Origin of the sequence: Flavobacterium algicola, from assembly GCF_022399565.1 — a bacterium.
Classification (GTDB): Bacteria; Bacteroidota; Bacteroidia; order Flavobacteriales; family Flavobacteriaceae; genus Flavobacterium; species Flavobacterium algicola.
Window position 1 is genome coordinate 442321 of the sequence record NZ_JAJTUT010000002.1, and the last position, 24817, is coordinate 467137.

The 24817-nt window shown below is 34.1% G+C and carries 19 protein-coding genes and 1 riboswitch; of the genes, 12 read left to right on the forward strand and 7 right to left on the reverse strand.

Features of this window, described 5'->3' with window-relative positions:
- The first annotated feature begins 15 nt into the window (after positions 1-15).
- Entirely contained in the window at positions 16-3219 is a 3204-nt protein-coding gene (locus LXH21_RS08685; RefSeq protein ID WP_239864774.1) for an efflux RND transporter permease subunit, read from the forward strand.
- Positions 3212-4648 carry a TolC family protein gene (locus tag LXH21_RS08690; RefSeq protein ID WP_239864776.1) on the forward strand — a complete coding sequence of 479 codons (1437 nt, stop codon included), beginning with the start codon at positions 3212-3214 and terminating at the stop codon, positions 4646-4648. Before LXH21_RS08685 ends, LXH21_RS08690 begins: the two co-directional genes overlap by 8 nt.
- Positions 4649-4865: 217 nt before the next feature.
- Here the strand turns inward: LXH21_RS08690 and LXH21_RS08695 are convergent, their stop codons facing one another.
- Together LXH21_RS08695 and LXH21_RS08700 are read right to left on the reverse strand one after the other, a co-directional pair.
- The gene (locus tag LXH21_RS08695; protein ID WP_239864777.1) at positions 4866-5345 is read right to left on the reverse strand and encodes a DUF6265 family protein; all 480 of its coding nucleotides are present in this window, start codon (positions 5343-5345) and stop codon (positions 4866-4868) included.
- A 154-nt stretch (positions 5346-5499) separates the two neighbouring features.
- Complete coding sequence (locus tag LXH21_RS08700) at positions 5500-6144, reverse strand: Dph6-related ATP pyrophosphatase (RefSeq protein ID WP_239864779.1); 645 nt, start codon at positions 6142-6144, stop codon at positions 5500-5502.
- A 107-nt stretch (positions 6145-6251) separates the two neighbouring features.
- On the opposite strand from LXH21_RS08700, the gene LXH21_RS08705 reads away from it, so the two are divergent.
- The 4 genes from LXH21_RS08705 to LXH21_RS08720 all read left to right on the forward strand — a co-directional run bounded on the left by LXH21_RS08705 (position 6252) and on the right by LXH21_RS08720 (position 10183).
- Entirely contained in the window at positions 6252-7394 is a 1143-nt protein-coding gene (locus LXH21_RS08705) for an ABC transporter substrate-binding protein (protein WP_239864781.1), read from the forward strand.
- A 2-nt stretch (positions 7395-7396) separates the two neighbouring features.
- Positions 7397-8419 carry an iron ABC transporter permease gene (locus LXH21_RS08710; RefSeq protein ID WP_239864783.1) on the forward strand — a complete coding sequence of 341 codons (1023 nt, stop codon included), beginning with the start codon at positions 7397-7399 and terminating at the stop codon, positions 8417-8419.
- Between the two features lie 43 nt (positions 8420-8462).
- Positions 8463-9245, forward strand: coding sequence for an ABC transporter ATP-binding protein (locus LXH21_RS08715; RefSeq protein ID WP_239864784.1), 783 nt, complete (start codon positions 8463-8465; stop codon positions 9243-9245).
- Positions 9246-9328: 83 nt separating this feature from the next.
- Positions 9329-10183, forward strand: coding sequence for a hypothetical protein (locus LXH21_RS08720; protein ID WP_239864786.1), 855 nt, complete (start codon positions 9329-9331; stop codon positions 10181-10183).
- 63 nt (positions 10184-10246) lie between these two features.
- Here LXH21_RS08720 and LXH21_RS08725 read toward each other — a convergent pair whose 3' ends face one another.
- Together LXH21_RS08725 and LXH21_RS08730 are read right to left on the reverse strand one after the other, a co-directional pair.
- Positions 10247-10699: a tRNA (cytidine(34)-2'-O)-methyltransferase gene (locus LXH21_RS08725; RefSeq protein ID WP_239864787.1), complete on the reverse strand. Its 453-nt coding sequence runs from the start codon at positions 10697-10699 to the stop codon at positions 10247-10249.
- A gap of 35 nt (positions 10700-10734) precedes the next feature.
- Positions 10735-11307: a pseudouridine synthase gene (locus LXH21_RS08730; RefSeq protein WP_239864789.1), complete on the reverse strand. Its 573-nt coding sequence runs from the start codon at positions 11305-11307 to the stop codon at positions 10735-10737.
- A 251-nt stretch (positions 11308-11558) separates the two neighbouring features.
- On the opposite strand from LXH21_RS08730, the gene LXH21_RS08735 reads away from it, so the two are divergent.
- The 4 genes from LXH21_RS08735 (at position 11559) to LXH21_RS08750 (ending at position 19666) form a co-directional block, all read left to right on the forward strand.
- Positions 11559-14963 (forward strand): T9SS type A sorting domain-containing protein, encoded by a 3405-nt coding sequence (locus LXH21_RS08735; RefSeq protein ID WP_239864791.1) that lies wholly within the window; start codon positions 11559-11561, stop codon positions 14961-14963.
- Between the two features lie 197 nt (positions 14964-15160).
- Positions 15161-16522 carry a DNA recombination protein RmuC gene (rmuC, locus tag LXH21_RS08740; protein ID WP_239864801.1) on the forward strand — a complete coding sequence of 454 codons (1362 nt, stop codon included), beginning with the start codon at positions 15161-15163 and terminating at the stop codon, positions 16520-16522.
- 123 nt (positions 16523-16645) lie between these two features.
- Complete coding sequence (locus tag LXH21_RS08745) at positions 16646-17239, forward strand: YceI family protein (RefSeq protein ID WP_239864803.1); 594 nt, start codon at positions 16646-16648, stop codon at positions 17237-17239.
- A gap of 135 nt (positions 17240-17374) precedes the next feature.
- Positions 17375-17632, forward strand: a riboswitch (cobalamin riboswitch).
- A gap of 96 nt (positions 17633-17728) precedes the next feature.
- Positions 17729-19666: a TonB-dependent receptor plug domain-containing protein gene (locus tag LXH21_RS08750; protein ID WP_239864805.1), complete on the forward strand. Its 1938-nt coding sequence runs from the start codon at positions 17729-17731 to the stop codon at positions 19664-19666.
- 62 nt (positions 19667-19728) lie between these two features.
- On the opposite strand, the gene LXH21_RS08755 is transcribed toward LXH21_RS08750, so the two are convergent.
- A complete protein-coding gene (locus LXH21_RS08755) occupies positions 19729-21135 on the reverse strand; it encodes a S41 family peptidase (protein WP_239864808.1) in 1407 nt (468 codons plus the stop codon).
- A gap of 76 nt (positions 21136-21211) precedes the next feature.
- Here LXH21_RS08755 and LXH21_RS08760 point away from each other — a divergent pair, with 76 nt between their 5' ends.
- Positions 21212-21469, forward strand: coding sequence for a hypothetical protein (locus LXH21_RS08760; RefSeq protein WP_239864809.1), 258 nt, complete (start codon positions 21212-21214; stop codon positions 21467-21469).
- 14 nt (positions 21470-21483) lie between these two features.
- Entirely contained in the window at positions 21484-22005 is a 522-nt protein-coding gene (locus LXH21_RS08765) for a DUF4252 domain-containing protein (RefSeq protein ID WP_239864811.1), read from the forward strand.
- Between the two features lie 470 nt (positions 22006-22475).
- Here the strand turns inward: LXH21_RS08765 and LXH21_RS08770 are convergent, their stop codons facing one another.
- Both LXH21_RS08770 and LXH21_RS08775 read right to left on the reverse strand, forming a co-directional pair.
- Positions 22476-23621 (reverse strand): alpha-hydroxy acid oxidase, encoded by a 1146-nt coding sequence (locus tag LXH21_RS08770; protein ID WP_239864813.1) that lies wholly within the window; start codon positions 23619-23621, stop codon positions 22476-22478.
- A gap of 247 nt (positions 23622-23868) precedes the next feature.
- Positions 23869-24741 (reverse strand): AraC family transcriptional regulator, encoded by an 873-nt coding sequence (locus LXH21_RS08775; RefSeq protein ID WP_239864815.1) that lies wholly within the window; start codon positions 24739-24741, stop codon positions 23869-23871.
- Between the last annotated feature and the right edge of the window lie 76 nt (positions 24742-24817).

Sequence of the window (24817 nt, forward strand, 5' to 3'; positions counted from 1 at the left end):
TAAAAAGATAAAAAAATGTTTACTAAATTTATACAAAGACCTGTCTTTGCAATAGTAATTTCGATTGTTATTGTATTTATGGGACTGTTGGCAATGTTAAAGTTACCAACATCACAATTTCCAGATATTGCCCCTACAACGGTAAATATCTTTATTGCTTATCCAGGAGCAAGTGCTGACGTATTGGTTAAATCAACGCTTATTACGCTAGAGAATGCCATCAATGGTGTGCAAGACATGAGGTATATGGCGACAGATGCTACCAGTGCAGGTGAGGCAACACTTAGAATTATTTTTGAACCAGGTACTGATCCCAACCAAGCCGTAATTAGGGTAAAAACAAGGGTCGATCAAGTAATGCCACTGTTACCAGAATTGGTTCAACGTGAAGGGGTTGTAATTACTCCTATCCAACCATCGATGTTGATGTATATCAACTTGTATGCAAAGGATAAAAACATGGATGAAAAATTCTTGTACAATTATGCCAACGTAAAAATGCTTCCCGAAATTAACAGGATTAAAGGGGTTGCAAGATCACAAATCTTAGGAAGTAGAACCTACGCTATGCGTATTTGGCTGAACCCAGATCGTATGCGTGCTTATAATGTTTCGACTGAGGAAGTTATGAAAGCGCTTGAAGAACAATCTGTGGTAGGTCGTCCTGGTCGTATCGGACAAAGTTCGGGTATCAAAGCGCAAGCATTAGAATATGTGTTAACATACAAAGGTAGGTTTAGTGAGCCAGCAGAATATGATAATGTTATTGTGCGCGCTAATCCAAATGGTGAAGCTATTCGATTGAAAGATATTGGTAGAGCTGAGCTAGGAAGTGAATTTTTTGATATTTATTCTAATCTAGATGGACATCCGTCGGCTTCAATCGTATTAAAACAAAACTATGGTAGTAATGCCAATGAGGTTATTGGAAGAGTAAAAGCAAAAATGGAGGAGATGAAGGAAACTTTCCCTCCTGGATTGGACTATAAAATTAGTTATGACGTTTCAAAATTTCTAGACGCTTCTATTGAGCAAGTTATAGATACTTTGAGAGATGCCTTTATTCTGGTGGCTTTGGTAGTGTTTATATTTTTAGGTGACTGGCGTTCTACCTTGATTCCGATCTTAGCAGTACCAGTATCCTTGGTAGGTGCATTTTTTGTAATTCAGTTTTTCGGAATTACGATTAACTTGGTAACCTTATTTGCGTTGGTATTAGCAATTGGTATTGTGGTCGATGATGCGATTGTCGTCGTCGAGGCTGTTCATGCCAAGTTTGCAGAGTTTCCCCATATTTCGCCGTACATGGCTGTAAAAAAAGTATTAGGAGAAATTAGTGGAGCGATTATCGCAATTACAGCAGTAATGGTTGCCGTATTTGTACCCATCTCTTTCATGAGTGGTCCAGTAGGAACATTCTACAGACAGTTCTCTATTACTATGGCAAGTGCTATTGTAATTTCTGCCATTATCGCTTTGACATTGACTCCTGTTTTATGCGCGATGTTGTTAAAAAATACACACGGACAAGAAGTTAAAAAGAATCTTTTGACAAAAAGTCTAGATGCTTTTAATCGTACGTTTGATAAATTGACTGGTAAATATGTGCTTTTACTGAAGGCAATTGTAAGCAGAAGAGTATTGACATTCGGAATTTTAATTTTATTCTGTATTGGTACTTTTTTCATGAATAAAATTCTTCCTTCAGGATTTATTCCAAGCGAGGATCAAGGAACAATTTATGCGATTATTCAAACGCCTCCTGGATCTACTTTAGAAACTACCAATCAAGTTTCACAAAGACTTCAAAAAGTTTGTGAGGATGTAGATGGAGTAGAATCGGTTTCATCACTTGCTGGTTATGAGATCATGACAGAGGGTCGTGGATCAAATGCGGGTACTTGTTTGATTAACTTAAAACCTTGGGACGAAAGAGATCATAAGGTAACAGAAATCATGGAAGAGTTAGAAGCTAAATCTAGAGATCTTGGTGCCAAAATTGAATTTTTTGAGCCACCAGCAATTCCAGGATTTGGTTCATCTGGAGGTTTCTCTATGCGTTTACTAGATAAAAACACCACTACAGATTATGCTGATTTTGATAAGATCAACAAAACATTCATGGAGAATTTGGAAAAACGTAAAGAACTTTCAGGTTTGTTTACCTTTTTTGCTGCCAATTATCCACAATATGAGCTAGAAGTAGACAACAATCTTGCAATGCAAAAAGGGGTTTCTGTTGGTAAAGCAATGGAGAATTTAGATATTTTGATTGGTAGTACATACGAACAAGGTTTCATTAAATTTAACCGTTTCTTTAAAGTATACGTTCAATCTGATCCAAAATACAGAAGACTACCTTCTGATATCTTGAACTTATATATCAAAAACGATAGAGATGAAATGGTTCCTTATTCTGCTTTTATGAAACTTAAAAAGGGACAAGGACCAAATGAAATTACACGTTATAATATGTATAATTCAGCTGCGATACAAGGACTTCCAGCAAAAGGATACACTACAGCAGATGCTATTGAAGCAGTGAAAGAAGTAGCTGCAGAATCGTTGCCAAAAGGATACGATATTGCCTGGGAAGGTTTATCCTATGATGAGGCGAGTAGAGGTAATGAATCTATGTACATTTTCATGATTGTATTGGCATTTGTTTACTTAGTACTTGCAGCGCAGTATGAGAGCTTTATTATTCCACTTGCAGTAGTGCTATCATTGCCAGTAGGTATTTTTGGATCTTTCTTATTATTGAAATTGATGGGATTACAAAATGATATTTATGCTCAGATTGGTCTAATCATGCTGGTCGGACTGCTCGGTAAAAATGCCGTATTAATAGTCGAGTTTGCGGTATTGAAGCATCATGAAGGAATGACCATTTTGGAGGCCGCTATTGAAGGAGCAAAAGTTCGTTTCCGTCCTATTTTAATGACTTCATTTGCCTTTATTGCTGGTTTAATTCCATTAATGGCTGCATCAGGAGCAGGTGCAATTGGTAATAGAACATTAGGATCTGCCGCCTTAGGTGGTATGTTATTTGGTACCGTCTTCGGAGTTATTATTGTACCAGGATTGTATTATATTTTTGGTTCACTAGCAGCGGGTAGAAAGTTAATTAAAGGAGAAGAAGATAGTTCATTGTCTGATGGATTTGTACACTATATAGATGATTTCAAAATAACTGAAGAAAATGACGAAAATGAATAAATTAAATAAAATAAAATACGCAGGTCTAACCTGCGTATTAATAAGTCTTGCAAGTTGCAGTATTCCATCTGTTGTGACCAGAGAAGAGAATAAAACAACACCAGCTGTTTTTGCCAATGAAACCAATGATACATTGAATACGGCAAAAACACAATGGAAAAGCTATTTTACAGATAGTAATTTAAGTACACTGATAGATACAGCATTAAAAAACAATCAGGAACTAAACATTAACATGCAAGAACTGATAATTGCACAAAGTGAAGTGAGAGCGCGCAAAGGAGAATATTTGCCTTTTGTTAACTTGGGAGCAAGTGCTGGAGTTGATAAGGTAGGTCGCTTTACCAACATTGGTGCAAGTGAAGCCAATACTGAAATCAAGGATGGAATCGAAACTCCAGATCCACTTCAAGATTATAAAATCGGAGCTTTTGCTACTTGGGAGGCTGACATTTGGGGAAAATTACACAATGCCAAAAAGGCTGCTGTTGGTCGTTATCTAGCGAGTGTAGAGGGACGTAATTTTGTTCAAACTAATTTGATTGCAGAAATTGCAAATTCATATTACGAACTATTGGCTCTAGACAATCAGTTGGATATTGTAAAGCAGAACATCGACATCCAAACAAATGCGTTGGTAATTGTAAAACTGCAAAAAGAATCTGCACGTGTAACGGAATTAGCTGTACGTCGTTTTGAAGCTCAGGTATTAAAGACTCGAGGCATGCAATTTTCTATTCAGCAACAAATTACTGAGACGGAAAATAAAATAAACTTTATGGTTGGTCGTTTCCCACAGGCAATTGCTAGAGAACACAAATCATTTGAAAAATTGGTACCAACAAAGGTTAATGCAGGTATCCCATCACAATTGTTAGAAAATCGTCCGGATATCAAACAAGCAGAAATGGAGTTACTAGCGGCCAATTTGGACATTAAAGTAGCCAAAGCTCGTTTTTACCCATCTGTTAGTATTTCGGCTGGAATTGGTTTTCAAGCTTTTAATGCAAAATATTTGTTGAGCACACCAGAATCACTTTTGTATTCATTTGCAGGAGATTTGGTAGCGCCTTTAATTAATAGAAATGCTATTAAAGCCAGTTATATTAGTGCAAATGCAAAACAAATACAAGCTGTTTATAATTATGAAAGAACACTTGTAAATGCTTATGTTGAAGTAGCAAATCAGTTGTCAAAAATTAAAAATATGCAGCAAAGTTTTGAGTTAAAATCTCAAGAGGTAGAAGCGTTAAATCAATCAGTTGGAATATCAAATGATTTGTTTAAATCTGCTCGTGCTGATTATATGGAAGTTTTGTTGACACAACGTGATGCGTTGGAATCAAAATTCGAACTTATAGAAACAAAGAAGTCGCAAATGAATGCATTTGTAGACATCTATAGAGCCCTTGGTGGCGGATGGAACTAGCTGGTAAAGTTAGATTATTTGGTTTTATGTTTTACTTGTGAAGAAAGGTTGCCTGAAAAGGCAACCTTTTTTGCTTTTCTATTAATTTTTTAGATATAGCCCTCGGTGATCCCCAAGCCTTGGGACTGGTAGGGCTGTAAAAAATTATTAAATTATTTAGATTCTACAGTAGATCAATAGATGTTTTCTAGTAATTATATTCGAAGTCTATAAATAATTATTTTACTTTTTTGAGGTTGTATTTTTCGGTTGTCGTTTTTTCAAACTGCTTGCCTGTTATTTCAGTTGTTATTTGACTAGGATTCCCTTTTGTATATTTTATTTTTTGAGGGTAATCATTATTCAAATTTTCAAATACCAATTGATTTTCAACAGTTTCCTTAGCCAAAAATAAAATTGGCAAATCGGCATTCTGTCCTTTTATTACTGTTTTGTAGGTAAGTGATTCACCTATCTGGTTTAGCACTATTGCTTCCTTATGTATGGTATCTTTTCCTTTCACAAAATAAGAAGTTCCCTTGTAAACGCTATCATTTATTTTTGTCCAGTTTTCTGTCAGGATACCATCAGTATTTTTATATTCCCATTTCCCTAAAATCCATTCCGAAGATTGCAGCAATTCATATTTAGATTCCGAACTTTTTTCACAAGAAAGTAACAGTAAGAAAAGAGGTAAAAGAGTAATTTTTTGCATCATTTATTTTTGTTTTTGTTCCATTTAAGAGTTGCTAAATTATAAAAAATAGATTTTGTTTCAATCTTTAATCCATTTTCTGTATAATAATCACGTTATATAACACAAACGGGAGACTCATAGTACGATAAAGCACTGTGGTATATTAAATAGTTCGCTAAGTATTCCAATTTAGAAAATAATAATGGTTATGCTTAATCTTTGTAAAAGAGGGTAATATAATTGCGTTCTGAAATAAAGGACAGTTAATTACCAAAGTATGAAATTCACCATTTTCTCCGCAAGGATCTATTCCTCTTCGTTCCAGTTCGAGCGCCAATTCTTTTGTTAAGATGCGACCAAGATAGTTTTCGCCCATCTCTTCATTGCAGGAAACGATCATTGTTTCTATTCTGGCTGCAATCATTTCATTTACCAATACAATTCGGTCTTGCTGCCACAGAGGTAAAATAGCTGTAATATTTGCAAGTTTACAAACTTTATCTTCCCAATCTTTGTGAGCTTGTAAATCAATATCTCCAAAAACTGCGGCATCAAGTTGGTATTTATTTTTGAATTTTTTTAAGTGATCGACATATTTACGCTCATAGTCATCCCAAGTAGCGGGTACAGCTTCGAGTGGCAAGTTCATTTGATCGGCTTGTTGTTTTAAAATGGTAAGCGGTAATCCATGAGAACGTGATATTTTGCCGTTTTCATTCATCATATTGAATAAAACTTGTGGTATGTGATTATTTTCGATTGCTTTCATCATTGCATAACAACTGTCCTTACCGCCGCTCCAAGAAGTTAAAAAATTCATTTGTTTTAATTTTAGACAAATATAATGTTTGCATTCTGGGTGTTTGTAAATAATGAATCTGATTTTTTATAAAATAGCTACCTTTGTCAGTAAAAAAGAAATATATAATGAAATTTAGCGCTTCCAGAATTCTTATCGTTTGTACTTTTTTTATTCTATTAGGCTGTAAAAAATCAGACCAAATAGAATCGTCAAAAGTTTCTAATGCTTATAATAGTATTGAGTATGCGACCAGTTTGGCCCTTTATAAAAACGATGGTTATACACTAGTAAAAATTATAAATCCTTGGCCAAATGCTTCAGAGCATCTCACCTATATTTTAAAAGAAAAACAAGCCATAATACCAGATAGTTTGCAAAAATACCCAAGCGTCGCGGTTCCTTTACAATCAATAGTGGTAACCTCTACTACTATTATTCCCTTTCTAGAAATGTTGGGTGTAGAAAATAAATTAACAGGATTCCCGCATACCGATTATATTTCATCACCAAAAACCAGGGCGTTGATCGATGCAGGAAAAATAAAAGAACTGGGTCAAAATGAGCAGTTAAATATGGAGCAACTTATTGATTTGGAACCTGAACTGATTGTCACTTTCAGCATGGACGATCACAATCCGATGATTAAAAATTTAGAAAAAAGTGGTCTTAAAACACTCATTCAGGCTGATTGGATGGAACAATCTCCTCTAGGTAAAGCCGAATGGATTAAGCTTTACGGCATCTTGCTTGGTAAAGAAGTAGAAGCTAAAAAGCAGTTTGACAAAATTGTGAAAAATTATAAAGATGCAGTTGCTTTGACCGCTAACAATACCAATAGTAAAAATGTTCTATATGGCTCAATGTATCAGGACCAGTGGTTTGTAGCCAAAGGTAACAGTTGGGCAGCCCAATTTATAAAAGATGCTAAAGCCAGTTATTTGTGGTCAGATGTAGATGGTACAGGGAGTTTATCCTTATCGTTTGAGGCAGTACTAGAGAAAGCAAAGACAGCGAATTTTTGGATTGCTACAGGTTCTTTTAAAGATTTAAAAGCATTGAATGACGCTAATCCGCATTACAGTCAATTTGATGCTTTTAAAAATAAACAAGTCTTTAGTTTAGACAGTAAAGTAGGTGCTACTGGGGGGGCGATCTATTATGAAATTGCGCCGAGCAGACCCGATTTGGTCTTGAAAGATTACATCAAAATTTTTCATCCTGAGTTACTTCCAAATTATACCTTTACCTTTGCACAAAAACTGAAATAAACTTGGCTCCTAAACAATCTACTCTTCTTTTATTTATTCTAATCGGAATCGGCTTTTTGTGCTTGTTTTTCACAAACATCAGTCTAGGATCAATCACTATTCCGATTCAAGATATTATTCACAGTTTGAGTGGGGGTGAAGCGAGTAAAACAACTTGGGAATATATTATAATCAATTACAGACTGCCAAAAGCCATTACGGCAGTTTTGGTAGGGATGGGCTTGTCTATTAGTGGTTTGTTGATGCAAACGCTTTTTAGAAATCCATTGGCAGGTCCATACGTGTTAGGGTTGAGCTCTGGTTCTAGTTTAGGGGTAGCCTTTGTAATCTTAGGCGCAGGATTTTTATCACCTTTTTTAAGCAACATTCTGCTATCTTCTTACGGAATTGTACTGGCATCCACATTAGGTAGCGTTTTAGTCTTACTAGCTGTCTTGACTGTAGCGCAAAGGCTGCGAGATACAATGGCTATTTTGATTGTAGGTTTGATGTTTGGTAGCTTCACTTCGGCAATTGTTAGCACATTATCATATTTCAGTACCGCTGATCAATTGCAAAAATTTACCTTTTGGTCAATGGGAAGTTTGGGTAATCTGTCTTGGAATTCGATCCTAATTCTGACTGTTGCTGTTATTATAGGATTACTATTGAGTTTGTACTGTATAAAACCACTTAATGCTTTGTTATTGGGAGAGAATTATGCCAAGAGTATGGGGCTAAATTTCAACAAAACACGTTTGATAATTATCTTGGCCACCAGTATTTTGGCAGGTAGCATTACAGCATATGCTGGGCCAATTGCATTTATAGGACTCGCAGTCCCTCATATTGCCAAGTTAGTTTTTCAAACTAGTAATCATTTGATTCTGTTTTGGAGTACGCTGCTTATTGGAGCTAGTATGATGCTGCTCTGTGATCTTATTTCGCAATTACCAGGCTTTGAAACTACTTTACCAATTAATGCAGTAACTTCGCTATTCGGAGCACCGATAGTCATATGGTTGCTTGTGCGTAAACGCAGTTAGTAGAGTAACAAATCTGAATTTACCAGTTTTAAAATTAAGTGTTATGAGTACCACAACTATCTTAAAAGCATCAAATGTCAATATTGGCTATTTCGATAAAAAAAAGAATAATACAATTGCAACTGCAATTAGTTTATCTTTAGAAGAAGGTAAACTTATTGCATTGATCGGGGCAAATGGAATCGGTAAGTCAACTTTATTACGAACGTTAACTGGAATTCAAAAACCGCTTTCGGGCACTATTTCGCTAAATGGTAAAGAGATCGAAAGCTACAGTCCTTCAGAATTGTCTCAAACTTTAAGTGTAGTTTTGACCGAAAAACTGCCTCCGAGCAATTTAACCGTTTTTGAACTCGTAGCATTAGGTAGGCAACCCTATACCAATTGGATAGGTACTCTTACAGAAACAGATATAATGCAAGTTAATAAAGCATTAGAACTAACGCAAATTGCTCATTTGGCTACCAAAAAGCATTTTGAAATTAGTGATGGCCAATTGCAAAATGTACTTGTCGCTAGGGCATTGGCACAAGATACGCCATTGATAATTCTTGATGAACCCACAACGCACTTGGATTTACTGCATAAAGTAGCTTTATTTAAATTGCTAAAAAAGTTAAGCAAGGAAACGCAGAAATGCATCTTATTTTCAACCCATGACATTGATATGGCAATTCAATTAAGTGATGAAATGATTATAATGACTCCTGAAACGGTAGTACAGGATGAGCCTTGTAATTTTATATCAAAAGGAACTTTTAGTACAATATTTAACGACGAAAATATAAATTTTGATGCCAATAAGGGGAAGTTTGTTATTAGCTAAAAACTGCAATTTATTAAACTTATAATTCGATCGTTACACCTCTACATAATACACTTAAAATAACAATAACTATAAATAAATTTATGCAAAACTTTACTTCTCTGCTTAAAAAGGTGACAATTGTTTGTACCGCTATGCTTCTATTTTCATGTAGTGAAGATGAAGATGACAATGTAAATGTTACTTATAATCTAGCAGGTCAAACTACCGAAACCAAAATGTTTATTTACTATGGTCCTGAGGTAATGTTAGGGAGCGGGACAGCTCGTACATGGGTAAAAATTAACGTAGAAGGGTTTGCCAAAGAAATTGGTATAGAAATAAGCGAGAATGCAGTTCAAAACCCAGGAAACACTATGGTTATGAGTACTTCCAATAGCGCTATGGAGCATGGTGATGCTACGATTCTTCCATTGCATACTAAGGCGAGTCAAACAACAGCTTTTGATCATGTTGCTATCAATTGGAATCCTCATGGGCATGAGCCTGTTGGAGTTTTTGACGTTGCACATTTTGATTTTCACTTCTACTTAGTTTCTGTAGCAGAACAATTAGCTATTCCAGCTTGGTCTGATGCGACTGATGCAATGTTTAATAATTATCCTGAAGCATCATACTTACCCTCTGATTATTTTACACCTCCAGGAGTTGATACAGCAACGGAACAAATGGGTAAACATTGGATGCCGGTAGCATTAGGTGACTACTTACCATTTTCAAAATTACTAGTTTATGGTTCTTATGACGGTAAGGTTAACTTTATCGAACCCATGGTGACTCAAGCCTATTTACTTTCGAAAATAAATACTAGCGAAAACTATTCGCAACCTGTAAGTTTCCAGAAAAAAGGAAATTACCCCACAAAATATAATATCTATCACGATGAGGCGAAAGGTGTCAGTATGATTACACTAAGTGATTTTGTAACTAGAAAATAGAGCAAATAAAAAATGAGGAAGTACAGTAAGTACTTCCTCATTTTTATTTTAGAAATATCTATATTACTTCAAACTTATTTGTCTTTTTGCTTCTCCAATTACGAAAGCAACCGAATTGGCAATATTAAAACTTCTAATATTTTCTGACATTGGAATTTTGAGATGATTTTCAAATTGCGACAATACTTCAGGACTTAAGCCTTTACTTTCTTTTCCAAAAACCAACCAGTCGCCATCTTGAAATTCAATTTCTAAATATGATTTTTCGGCATGGGAGCTCATCAAAAACACTCTTGATAAATCAGGTATTTGTAATTTCCATTCCGTTACATTTTGGTATTCCGTTACATCAAGGTGTACCCAGTAGTCCAATCCAGAGCGCTTGAGGTTTTTATCATTTATTACAAATCCAAAGGGATGTATCAAATGCAGGCGACTTTCTGTGCCTACGCACAAGCGACCTATATTTCCTGTATTATTTGGAATTTCTGGTTCTACTAAAACGATGTTTAACATTTATAAAGAGATTTAATTTTTAAGAATAAGCCATTTTACTTCTCAACTGAAAAACCGTCAACTTCGATTACTTCTCCAGCTTTTAATTGTTGCAAATGTACGTTTCCTATTCGAACACGAACTAATCTAAGAGTAGGGAATCCCACGGCTGCTGTCATTTTACGCACTTGTCTGAACTTTCCCTCTCTAACTGTAATGGAGGCCCAAGTAGACGGCCCATGACGATCATCGCGAATTTTCTTAGCACGTGGTCCGAAATCGGGAGCATCATGAATAAGTTGTGCATCACATTTTCTTGTCATGTATTTTCCTCCCTCAAAACCTATTTCGACACCACTTTTTAATGTTTCAATAGCTTCTTGAGTGATGACACCATCTACTTGTACGTAATATTCCTTTTCAACTTTTTTTGATCGTATTTGCTCACTTACTTTACCATCTGTTGTTAGTAGCAGTAAGCCTTCAGAATCCTCATCCAAACGACCTATTGCCATCGTTCCTGCTGGAAAATTGTGTAGTTCTCCCAAAAGTTTTTTCTTTCGTTTCAACTCATAAATGAACTGACTTAAATAGCCGTAAGGTTTGTTGATGATAAAATGATGGTGCATGTGTAATAAAAAATTTTGTTAGCAAAGATAGTTTTGTTTTAGAATCCAATCTAATTCCCTACTATTTTTTATAATTAATAAGATACCATATAACACTGTACAAGATTATACAACCTATTTTCTACTGATTTAAATCTACAAGATTTCATAAAAATACTTCAGATTAAATAAGTTGCTTTTATGCAAATTGATAACATTTAGTTAATGTAAAAGAAATTAATTTAGCGGAATTATAAAACGAACATCTGTATATGAAACTACTTTACAATTTCCGTAATGCCTTGGCATTATTTGGCCTTTTATTAGGTCTAAATTTCACATTATTGGCTCAAGGAACATCACCAACGCCACAGGTATTGCCTTATTATCAAGATTTTACCAATTTATCAAGTACATCGACTACTTTTCCATCGGGTTTTCAAGGATGGAACGTAGCTTCTTTTCCGTCAGCTGCTTACAATAGAAGTGGGATTATTACAGAGGACAAAACATTAGTAGCCGGATCAGCTTCTTCTACTGCAGGAAACATTTACAATTACAACGGAAAAATTGGATTTCTAAATACGGGTTCAGTTGATTTAACAATTGGTTTTGCTTTTTCAAGCGTTGGTAAAAATGCTATTCAAGTTCAATACGACGCCATGACCATTCGTAATCCTGCAAGTGGTTCAAGCACGCGTATTAACGAATTAATTTTGCAGTACCGAGTGGGTACAGAGAATTCATTTGTTTCAATTGCCGAGACAGCTTACACAAATACATTGGATTCTCAGACAGGATCTGGAGTCACTACGCCTCAAAATCCACAAACCTTTAAGGTTACACTTCCATCAGAATGTGATAATCAAAGTGTAGTACAGTTGAGATGGATTTCAAGACAAAATTCTGGTTCTGGTTCAAGACCATCCTTTGCTATCGATAACATTTCGATTATTAACGATACAACACCACCTTCTACAATTACAGGTTTCCCAAAAGCAGATGCAATTTTATCTGATGGCTTTGATTTTGTTAACCAGCTTAATGAATCTGGAAAAACATATTTCGTTTTTGTGGCTGATGGTGGCAATGAACCTACTAAAGCTCAAATTAAGGCAGGTTTAAACGCTAGTAATAATACTGCGCTTAGATCGGGATTTTTAGCTATTGTAAACGCCAATGAATCTTATTCAACTTCATTTACAGACTTAGCACTAGGAACTTCTTATATTGTTTATTCGGTCTCAGAAGACAGCAATGGAAATATTCAGACTACAACAAATAAACTAAATGTAAGTACATCTGCAACTCTTGTACCTTCTATAAGAACTTCTGCATCAACCCTAAATTTTGGGTTTCAAGAGCAGGGATTTAGTTCAAACGCTTTGACCTTTACAGTTCAAGGAATGAATATTACCAATAATGTGACTGTAACAGCTCCTGCCAATTTTACAGTATCTAAAGACAATATTAATTTTCAATCATCAGTTGTATATACTACTGCAGATTTTGTAATGAATGCTACTCTTACGATATACACACGTTTCATGCCGAGTACAACTACTACTTATAGTGGGGGAATTAGTATCGAAAGTATGGGTGCAACGACCAAGACCATTTTAGTTAATGGAAAAGGAATAAATCCTTATTTACAAGATTTTAACGATCCTGATGTATTGATTAACAGCGGATGGACTGTTTATAATGAAAAAGGAGCTACAAATACATGGGCAACAACAACTACTGCAAGGAACTTAAATAGTGCTCCAGGTGCTGTAGTAATGAATGGTTACTCTGATAGTGATGCAAGTAGTGATTGGTTAATTTCGCCAAAATTACATTTAAGTAGCTTTGATAAATTTGCTTTATTATCATTTTATTCTCGAAAATATTATGCAGGTGCAAGTTTAAAATTGATGGTGTCTACAGATTATGACGGTGTAAGTAGTCCTACTACGGCAACATGGACCGCAATTGAAGGTAGCTTTCCAACGACTACAGATGTTTATACAAAATCAGATTTTATCAATTTAGAATCTTATAAAACTGATAATACTTATGTAGCTTGGCTATATGAAACTACCAAAGGCGGAACAAATTACGCTGCCGAGTGGTCAGTTGATGATATTGCCTTTACCAATGCAGCAACTTTTCTATCTGCAAATCCTACTATTGACTTTGATGATGTAGCAGTCAATTCCGTTTCTGCAAGTAAATCTTTTATGGTTGTTGCTGGAGGTTATGGTAATCTTACACTTACTGCACCAACTGATTATCAAATCTCCTTAGACAATAATACTTTTGAATCTTCGGTAGTACTATCAGCGGCAGAAGCATTAAGTGGTAAAACGGTTTATGCACGTTTTACACCAACCTCAAAAGCGATAGCTATTACAGGATCTATTACAATTATGGGCACGGGAATTAGTCAACAAGTGGGAGTATTGAAAGGTTCTTCCTTACCTAAATCAGAAACATTTGATATTGTAACTTACAATCTGGAGTTTTTTGGAAGTGATGTGATTGGCTCTTCGGGGACTGAATTTGGTCCAGTAAATGATCCTCTACAAATTGATAACGTAGCTGCAGTAATGAATAAGTTAGACGCAGACGTTTATGTTGTTCAAGAAGTGTCTGATGATACTGCTCTAGAAACACTTATTGGTAAAATAAGTATTAATGGTAAAACGTTTGATAAATCTGTGTCAACTTCATGGTCGTATTCGTTTAATGCACCGCAGGCCGATTTTCCACCTCAAAAATTAGTAGTGCTTTACAACACACAAACTGCTACCGTAAAAAGCACAAAAGTTATCTTTAAAGAATTGTATGATGGTATTCGAGCTGGAAACGCAACTTTGCCTAATTATCCAGATGCAAATGCATCAAGTTTTTTCTCCTCGGGTAGACTGCCTTACTTGGTAAAGATAGAAACAAATCTTAATGGCGTAAAAAAGGAAATCAGTCTTATCGATATACATGCAAGAGCTAATAGTGGTACCGATATTTCCAAATACAACATGCGTAAATATGATATAGAGTATTTGAAAGACGAACTTGACAAAAATTACGCTACTGATAATTTGGTAATCTTAGGAGATTTTAATGATGATGTCAAAACTTCTGTTATAGCCGGCAATCCATCATCCTATCAAAAAATAGTAGAAGACACGGCAAATTATACCGCACTAACTTTGGGTATAAGCCAGCAAGGGGCATATACTTACTTAAGTTCAAGTGGTTTCTTAGACCATATTGTAATTTCAAATGAGTTAAACAGTGATTATATTCCAAATTCAATTGCAGTATATGATCCTCGTAATGATATCCCAAATTACATTACGACTACATCTGATCACGGACCCGTTATCGCACGATTTTCTTTTCGAACTACATTATCTACTAATACATTTGGGAATGAAATGCGATATGCAAATGTGTCTCCAAACCCGATGCAAAATGTGATTAATATTGACGTAAATTCAGACAATAACAGTCAATTAACATTTAAGCTTTATGACAGTCTTGGTAGAGCTGTAGGTAGTGATGTGAAGATTGATTCATCAAAAATGAACCAAGGAGTTATCAATGTTGCTAATTTACCAACCGGAATTTATTTTTATACTTTATCAGAAGCAAATAAAATAGTTCAAAAAGGTAAACTTATAAAACAATAAGAATTAATTAAACTGCGTACTAGAGCTAGATTCCGTCAAAAGAATCTAGCTTTTTTTTTCGAAAAAGACAATAATAGACAGTTTTTAAGCTACGAAAGTTCTTTTCAGACTGGTGTGCGAAATCGCTATTGATGTATTTAGTTTTGAAAGTTGTCTTTTGATTTCCTACTTTTACTTTCTACAAATAAAACTATTATATGCCCATCACATTCTCATCCCTTATTCTCATTGTAGGAGCTTTGATCCTCGGTTTTCTTATTGGTAAAATTATATCTTCATCTAGTTATAAGGCATCAGAAAGCAGTTTGAAAGAACGCATATTAGGACTACAGTCGCAGTTAGTACAGTCAAAAGAGCAATCTGAAATAGCACGCACAAGTTTGGAAAAACAATTACAGACAAGAAGTCTTGAAAAAGAACAACTGAGAAGCGAGAAAGAAAGTATCGTAATACAACTGTCAAAAAAAGAAGCAGATTTTGAAAATCTATGGGAGCGAAATAAGGAACAGAAAAATGAAGTTGAAAAGCTTCAAGAAAAATTTACCAAAGAATTTGAAAATTTAGCTAATAAAATATTAGACGAAAAATCAAATAAATTCACAGAGCAAAACAAGCAAAACATGACAAATATCTTATCACCATTGCAAGATAAGATTCAGTTATTTGAGAAAAAAGTAGAAGATACACACAAGGAGAGTATTGATTACCATGCTGCTTTGCGTCAGCAAATTTTGGGGTTACAAGAAATGAACTTACAAATGAGCAAAGAGACTTTAAATTTAACTAGAGCTTTAAAAGGGGATAGTAAAATGCAAGGAAATTGGGGAGAATTGGTACTGGAAAGAGTTCTAGAAAAGTCTGGACTAGAAAAAGGACGTGAGTATGAAGTGCAATCTAGCTTCACTACTGATGAAGGGAATCGAGTATTACCAGATGTTGTAATCAATCTGCCAGATGGAAAAAAAATGATAGTCGATTCAAAGGTATCACTCACAAGTTACGAGCGTTACATAAATGAAGAAGACGAGCAATTGAGAAAAAATTATTTAAAGGATCATGTAATTTCTATCAAGCGTCATGTAGAGCAATTGGGAAATAAAAATTACCACGATCTCTACCAAATTGAAAGTCCCGATTTTGTACTACTTTTTATTCCTATTGAACCCGCTTTTGCGATGGCATTAAACGAGGATACAAGTTTGTATAATAGAGCTTTTGAAAAAAATATTGTAATTGTAACACCTGCAACATTGCTAGCTACTTTGCGTACAATCGATAGTATGTGGACCAATCAAAAACAGCAGGAGAATGCATATGAAATAGCCCGTCAAGCAGGTGCGCTCTATGATAAATTTGAAGGATTTGTGGTAGACTTAATTAAGATTGGAAAAAAAATAGAGGAAAGCAAAACGGAATACGGTGCTGCCATGAACAAATTGGTGGAAGGTAAAGGAAACCTTATTGTAAGTGTCGAAAAGTTAAAGAAAATGGGAGCCAAAGCAAAAAAATCACTACCAGAAAGTATCATAAAACGAGCAGATAAAAATACATTGATTTAACTATCCACGATGAGGTTAAAATTTTTGCTATAAAGCGACCTTAAACACTGTTTATAAGGTCGCTTTTACTTTTATTTTGGTTAAATAAAGCGTAACTTTAAAGAACCCTCAAATTACGCTCCTATGAAAAAAACACTACTCTCCGCCTTTATTTTATTTTCAATAACACTCTTTTCTCAAAAGATAGCTACCGTAAAAAATGCCGTAGTGCAATTTGAAGCTTCAGTACCTATTTTCGAACCTGTTGCTGCTATAAATAATTCTGTGCATTCGGCTCTAAATACCAGAAACGGATATATAAGTTTCGAAATAGTTATGAAGCAATTTCACTTTGAAAAATCGTTAATGGAAGCACATTTTAATGAAAATTATTTAGAAACAGATCGCTATTCAAAAGCGACTTTCAAAGGAATTATAGAAAATTTTGATTTAAAAGAAATTAATAATCTGCCTAAAACATACTTAATAAAAGGAAAGTTAAAAATTCACGGCAAGACAAAAGCTATTACAACTAAAGTAAAATTACAGTACAATCAAAAGGGTTTATTATTAGTCTCTAAATTTGACATTAATACAGACGATTTCGATATTGTTATACCCGCGCTGGTTCGAAATAAAATTTCTAAAACAGTAGCTGCGAGTATACGATCCCTTTTTCCTGTCACTCCAATAAAGTTAGACAGCATTACTGTGCATTTAAAATCTAATAAAAATTAGAAAATGGACATTTTTAAATTAATTCGAAATGAATATTTTATAAGGTTTATTTTTCAAAACAGTTGATTTACTATTAAATTTTAAGATTAAGAGTAGTTGTTCAAGAAATGTTAAAATTAGTTCAATTAAATTCTATCTTTGCCGCCGTATTGAGGTTGTCGTTTTTAATATTTAAAAACAGCATTAAAAGGGAATCAAGTAATCATAAGTAATTTTATAATCTTGAGCTGTACCCGCAACTGTAAGCTATACATATTGTTGTTATCTGCAAGACCACTGTTATAAAATAGTCCATTGAATTTTTAAGTAAACTATTCATATTTCTATTTGTACATAACGGGAAGGTAAACAACAAGAAGCAAGCCAGGAGACCTGCCTATTACATCGAGTATCAAACTTTCGGGAAAAAAGGTTTGGGTATGGGTCATTCTATGCTTTTCTCCCTATTTTAATCATGTCATGGTTATGCCGTGACACAATGTTTATTAAATGAACAATAAAATCGTTCGTGTAAGTACGCTATGCGTATTACTGAGTGCATCTGTTTTTGCACAACAAAGAAAAGGAATTATGGCTACTCCAAATGAATTGAGTGAAGTAGTTATTTCAGATTCTAAATTTGACTTGCCTAAAGAAAAATCAGGTAAGGTAATTGTAAAGATAACTGCAGAAGATTTGGCAAAAAAATCAGGGCAATCTATAGCCACTGTTTTAAGTGCAGTAGCTGGAGTAGAGGTAAACGGAAATCAAAGTAGTACGGGGAAAAATTTAAGCTATTACATTCGTGGAAGCCGTAGCCGTCAAACTTTAATTTTAATCGATGGTATTCCTGTTTCTGATGCATCAGGAATTAACTTTGAATATGATTTACGATTAATACCAGTAGAGCAAGTTGAGAGTATCGAAATCATGAAAGGTGCTTCTAGCACATTATATGGATCTGGTGCTGCAGCAGGAATTATTAATATCACGCTAAAAAAAGGAAATACAAAAGCGATCTCGGGTAGTGCTTACCTAAATGTGGGTACGCAAAATACAGCAGTGGATAGAAATTATGCTCCTGCAGAAATTAATGAAGGATTTAGCTTGGGTGCAAAAGGGGATAAGGTAAATTATTTTGCAACTTTGAACGCTAGTGGAGCACAAGGTATATCCGAAGCTGCCGGAATTGACTTCGAAGATGATAAATTCTCTAGAGTTAATTCACTTATTAAAGTTGGATTGACACCAACTAAAAAATTAAGTTTCGATTTCTTTGCGAATTTTGACCGAATGAAAAACGATTTTGATTATGGTGCTTTTGCAGATGATTTAGAAAATTATAATACTTCAAATCAATATCGTGTAGGATTTTCTCCAAAATACAAATATAATAATGGAGAATTAGTGATCAATACTAGTGGTAATCTAATAACAAGGGAATTATTTGTTTTTGGGGGTATTACCAACTACAAGTCTAGAAATACAAATGTTGACGCATTTAATAAATATAAAATAACCAATGAGTTTTCTTTACTCACAGGAGTGCAATATCAATTTTTCGAAATGTCAATTTACAGTGAATATACTGCAATTTCGAATACGTTGGCAAAGTTTAACGTCATTGATCCTTATTTAAATCTAGTTTACACTTCAGATTTTGGTTTCAATATCAATGCTGGCGCTCGACTGAACAATCATAGTGATTATGGTAATCATGTGGTTTACAATATTAATCCATCTTATAATGTTCCAGGTTTACCTCTAAAAATATTAGCGTCTTATAGTACTGCCTATATTACACCAAGTTTGTATCAATTATTTGATACCTATTCGGGTAACTTGGATTTAAAGCCTGAGGAAAATACGACTATTGAAGCTGGTTTTGAGGTGCAGTCAGCAAATAACAAAGTTTCTTTGAATGTGGTTGGATTTTACAGAGAAGAAGATTCTGCTATTGAATATTATTCAAATCCAACAACCTATGCTTCATCTTATTTTAATGCAAGCGGAAAGTACAATGCTAAGGGTGTGGAGACAGCAATAACTTTTGCAATTTCAAATAAATTAAATTTAAATGCTAACTATACTTTCAGTCAGGTAGAATCAAAAGCAGTTAATAATACATTTCCAGATGTTACCGCAAATCTATACAATGCGAAGCACAAAATTAATGCTAGTTTAGATTATCAGTTTAGTGATGGAACTTACTTTGGTTTAACCTATCAGTATTTGGACAAAAGAGATGCTTTTACAGGATATCCTCCAGTAGTTTCTGTATTGGATGCTTACCAATTGCTAAACGCTGTGGCAAGATATAATTTGGTAAAGGATAGATTAATTGTTTTTGGAACAGTTAGCAATATTACCAATGAAGATTTTGTTGAGGTTTTGGGTTACAGTACAAAAGGAAGAAACTTTAAGATCGGAATGACATTCTTATTCTAAAGATTTAAATTTAATCGGAAAAAAAATCTCGTTCTATAATTAGAACGAGATTTTTTTTTGATTTATTCAACTTGCATTCCACCCCTGCGAGTAATCGTTTTAGAGTCATTGAAGTAGATAAATGGATCTTCAATATTTTGTTTAATGGTTCGACTAGTTCCTGTGATTTTTGAAATAGCAATTTTTAGTAGAGGTTCATTAACATCACCTAATACGCCAAAAGTACTTCCTGTTTCTTTTTGAAAGTAGTTTGGTTGTATCCCTGATTGATAGTCACCAAAATCATTTTTATTCACTGTGTATGCAATAATAGGCTGCATTGCATATTTGTGATTTGGATTTCTATTATTCGCTGTAAAATTTGCAGAGTCATAAAGTGTAGTGGAAGCTTGATTTTTACCTACCGTAGTGTCTCCAATTTGAACCACATTTATATAAGGTTTTAAACCATTTATAATCAATTCGCTTGCAGAAGCTGTTCTTGAACTTGTCAGTACATAAACGGTAGGTAATGAGAGACTATTAATCGCTACACTATTTATTTTATCTGGAAATAAATAATTAGTATTGCTGTTACTTTTTTTACTGTTGTAGATTAACTTTGAGAAAACTTGATTGGTAAACTGGCCAGTAATCATACTTGCTAGGCGAGTGGCAGTTAGCACAGATCCTCCTGGATTATAACGTAAATCTAAAACTAAGTCAGTTACGGCTGCTGATTTTAAGGTACCAAAAGCGTCGTTTAACAGGGAATCATAGTTAGAGTAAAAACCATTATACATGATGTATCCTATTTTGTGACTTCCAGAGGTAATGACTTTATTTACTAAGATCGGATTTTCATCTAATACTGTTTTGGTAAAAGAAATTGATTTACCGTTTGATACAACTGCAGTACCGTTGTAAGTGGCAAAATTTAGCGTGTATATTTCTTCTGCACTAAATAATAGTGAATAATAGTTAGCTTCAGTAAGTCTAATTCCATTAACACTAGTAAAAAAGTCCCCCCTTTTAATGTCTTTAGTTGCAGCATCGGACTTAGGAACAATATAGCTTACAATAGCTACCAATTTACTATTATCTGTAGGATCGTAATTTAAGATAAATTCGATACCATTGCTTTTCGTAGTTCCTTGAAATTCTTGTTCAAGTACGGTGTAATCACTCACAATCCAGCTAAAACGATCAATAGTTTTGGACACTCTCAAAGCATCGAATAATTCTTCTGGAGAATAATTGCCAAGAAAATTACTGTATTGGTCCGGAGTAGAAAAACGGTCATCGGCCAAATCAGGTACGCTCGATTGCCATAAGTAGTAGGTATTGAGTCCTTTCCAGATAAAATCGTTGATTTCTAGATCTTTTGCGATAGCAACATCGTCATTATCGGTACAACTTTGAAAACCAAAAGCTGTAATCAATAGAATAATAAGAGCAGTAGAGTAGCGTGTCATATTGAGCTGTTTCATATAGGTAATTAACGTAAAAATACTATCTTTAGTTTTAATTTGTTCTATATTTAAAACATTAATAATTTAAATTGATATGAATTTTAACGGTTTGAAGAAAGGATTAGCTTTCGCATTACTGATTGCATCGATAGCTTTAGTAATTTTTTATGTTTCGAATACTAAAACAAGCATTACGAACTCGGATACTATTGATGATCCAGAGATAGCTTATAGGGAAACACAGAAAGCATTGCGCCTTATTGCGAAGCCTTTAAATATTGGCATGAAAAGTGTATTATATGTTAAAGAACATGACAGTGACAAAACCAAAATTTTTATAAAACAAGAATAATAAAATACCAAACCATGAAAAAACAATTATTTGGATTACTGGTTCTACTTGTAACAAATTCCGCAACTGCACAATCAGTATTTGATAAATTTAATGATAAAGACCAAGTTACTGCTGTTGTAGTTGATAAAAAAATGTTTGAATTGATGAGTAAAGTAAAAGTGGATGCTTCTGATAAGGAAAGATACCAGTATATGAATCTAATCAAAAAACTAGACAACTTAAAAGTATTTATAACTACCAACGCTAAAGTAGCATCAGATATGAAACTGACCGCCGACAAATACATCCAAACTGCAGGTCTAGAGGAATTAATGAAAGTGAATGACAGTGGTAAGAAAGTTCATATTGTTGTGAAATCGGGAGCTGCAGATGCAGAAATAAAAGAACTTTTAATGTTTATTGAAGGGAGTGGTAAAGAAAATGAATCTGTATTAATGTCGCTTACAGGTAGTTTTAAGTTGAGTGAGATTGCCATTCTTACAGATAAAATGAAAATACAAGGTGGAGATGAATTGAAAAGAGCTACCAGATAGAAAAACAAAATAGCGGAATAAAAAAAAAATGCCTTAGAAAATTTCTAAGGCATTTTTATTGGTTATTATAGTTGTTTTGGTATTATATTTTTTAAAACTTGGAGTATTATTTTCTCTACTTATAATTAATTTTCCCTACTGAGATAAAATTATTCAATCTCTTTTTTATTAATTGCGATAGAAAATTTGAAACATTGTACGGTTCGGATAATTAACGATTCGAATATACGTGATTGTTATTAAATTCCAATTTAATTATGCTTTTTTTTATACTAAGTATAAAAAAAAGTTAAAAATATTTTAATTTTCTTACAGTAGAATTTATTTAAGTAATAACAAATTGGTAGGTGTATCTGGCAAAAGGTTGGTATACAACTATTGAATAGTAGTCAATATTATTTAAGTATAACGCAAAAAAATACCCTAGGATATAGGGTATTTTATTTTGTATTGTTCTTTATTGATCGTACTTATATAAGATGATTTTTAAAATCTTCAACAGTAGCGCAATTTAGTTGTTCCATAACTTGCTGAAGTTCTGTTTTTAATAATGACATAGTATGATTTCCTCCTTTTTTACCAAGAGCAGAAACACCATACATAAATGATCTACCCATAAATGTAAATTTAGCACCACAAGCCATAGCTCTAGCAACGTCTGGTCCAGAGCGTACACCGCTATCCATCATTATTTCAATTTGATCACCATATTTTGCCACTAATCGTTTTAATGAATTTATTGAAGATTCTCCCGCATCTAGCTGACGACCGCCATGATTAGAAACGATTACACCGTCTACACCAAGACGAATAGCTTCCTCTATATCTTCTTCAGAAGCTACACCCTTAAGTACTAGTTTCCCTTTCCACATATCTCTAATTGGCTTGATTTTGGCTTCATTAAGACGACCAGAAAACGTGTCGTTCATAAATTTACCTAATTGCTTTAAATCCAAACCTTTCGGCATATATGGTAATAGATTTGCAAAACCCGGCTGCCCGTGAATTAGCGTTTGTAAGGCCCATTCAGGTTTACCCATTACTTGCAGAATATTTGCAACAGACATTTTTGGAGGCATTGCTAAACCGTTTCTGACATCTCTCGGTCTAAAACCAAAAGTTGGTACATCACATAGAATTACCAAAACAGGGCAATCTGCTGCTGCCGCTCTCTTAATTAGGTCATCTCTCAAATCATCTTTAGCAGGATGGTACAATTGAAACCATGATTTACCTTCTGTAATTTCGCTAATACGTTCAATATTACTTGTGGTTACAGTACTCAAAACAAAGGGTACATTATGATCGAAAGCTGCTTTTGCTAAAATTTCTGTTGCATTAGGCCACATCAAACCTTGTAATCCCACTGGTGCAATTCCGAAAGGAGCATCGTATTCGATTCCGAAAAGTTTAGTTTTCATGCTAGAACCATTATGGTCTCTTAGGTAATTAGGTTTAAGCTGAACCTCTCTTAAATCAGAAGTATTTCTATGTAAATTAACATCTTCATTACATCCACCATCAAGATATTCAAAAGCAAATCTTGGAATCTTTTTTTGTGCTTGAGTTCTTAAATCATCTATAGAAGGGTATCTAGAATCTAATTGTACTGCCATAATCGCTATATTGGTTAATTATAAAAGGTATGTTGTTTTAATCAAATATTTTTTCTGTCTACACTTGTGTTATTTGGCACTAAGAATAAATCAGAGTACAATATTACAAGGAATACAAAGGTGAAACTTCCTAATATTTGATTAAAAGCAATACTATTTTTGCCTATAAATAGAAATTTGATTTAAATCAGTAGTTAATTGTGATTTTGTCTTTTAATATAGCGTTATAAATAAAGTAGAGAAAAGTTTAATGCGTATCATTATGATGCTGTCTTACATAATCAGAAGGGGTACAATTCATAATTAACTTAAATTGCCTATTAAAATTTGATATATTATTAAAACCCGATTCATAACAAATAGAAGCAATATTGTATTTGTCCTCCAATAGCAGTTTGCAAGCGTACCCAATGCGAATCTCAGATAGATAACGTGAGAAGTTTTTACGGTTCATTCGTTTAAAAAACCGACTGAAAGCAGAGGTATTCATGTTGGCAATTTGTGCTACCTCCTCAAGTGTGATTGGGTTATTGAAATTTTTAAAAATGTAGGCTTGTACTTTGTCTTGCGTTTCATTCGTAGAAGTTTTAAATGAATGCACAAAACCCTTACTCGCCAAACTTTTGGTATCCTTATGGCGCGCTAATTGATTGAGAATATGTAGAAATGACATAGTTTTTTCAAAACCTTTTTGCTCAACCATTTTTTGAATATCTTGAATGAGGTTATGATCAAGGTTTAAAAATTTTATACCCAAGCGAGCTCTTTCATACAAGTGTGAGATATGATTCATCTCTGGAGTTTCAAAAAATGTGGTACCGAGATAATCTTTTTTAAAATGAACAGCAATGGCTTTAGCCGATTCATTGGTGTTTTTTTGAAAATAGTCTTCATCATTGAGCCACATATGTGGTAAATTTTCTCCGATAAGGATAATATCTCCAACTTCAAATTTTTCGATACTATCCCCAACAAAGCAGCTTCCCTCGCTTTTTAAAATCACTACCAGTTCTAATTCGGGATGGTAATGCCAAATCTTTAAAAAATAAGGATAATCATTTAACTTGGCAGTAAACGAACTGTTGTTAAGACTACTTCGATCTAATAAATGGAGTTTCATTATTATAATTTTGCATAATATTATTATGAGGTTAAAGTACTCAAAATATGGCGTTAGAGCAAAAAAAGTATTTATT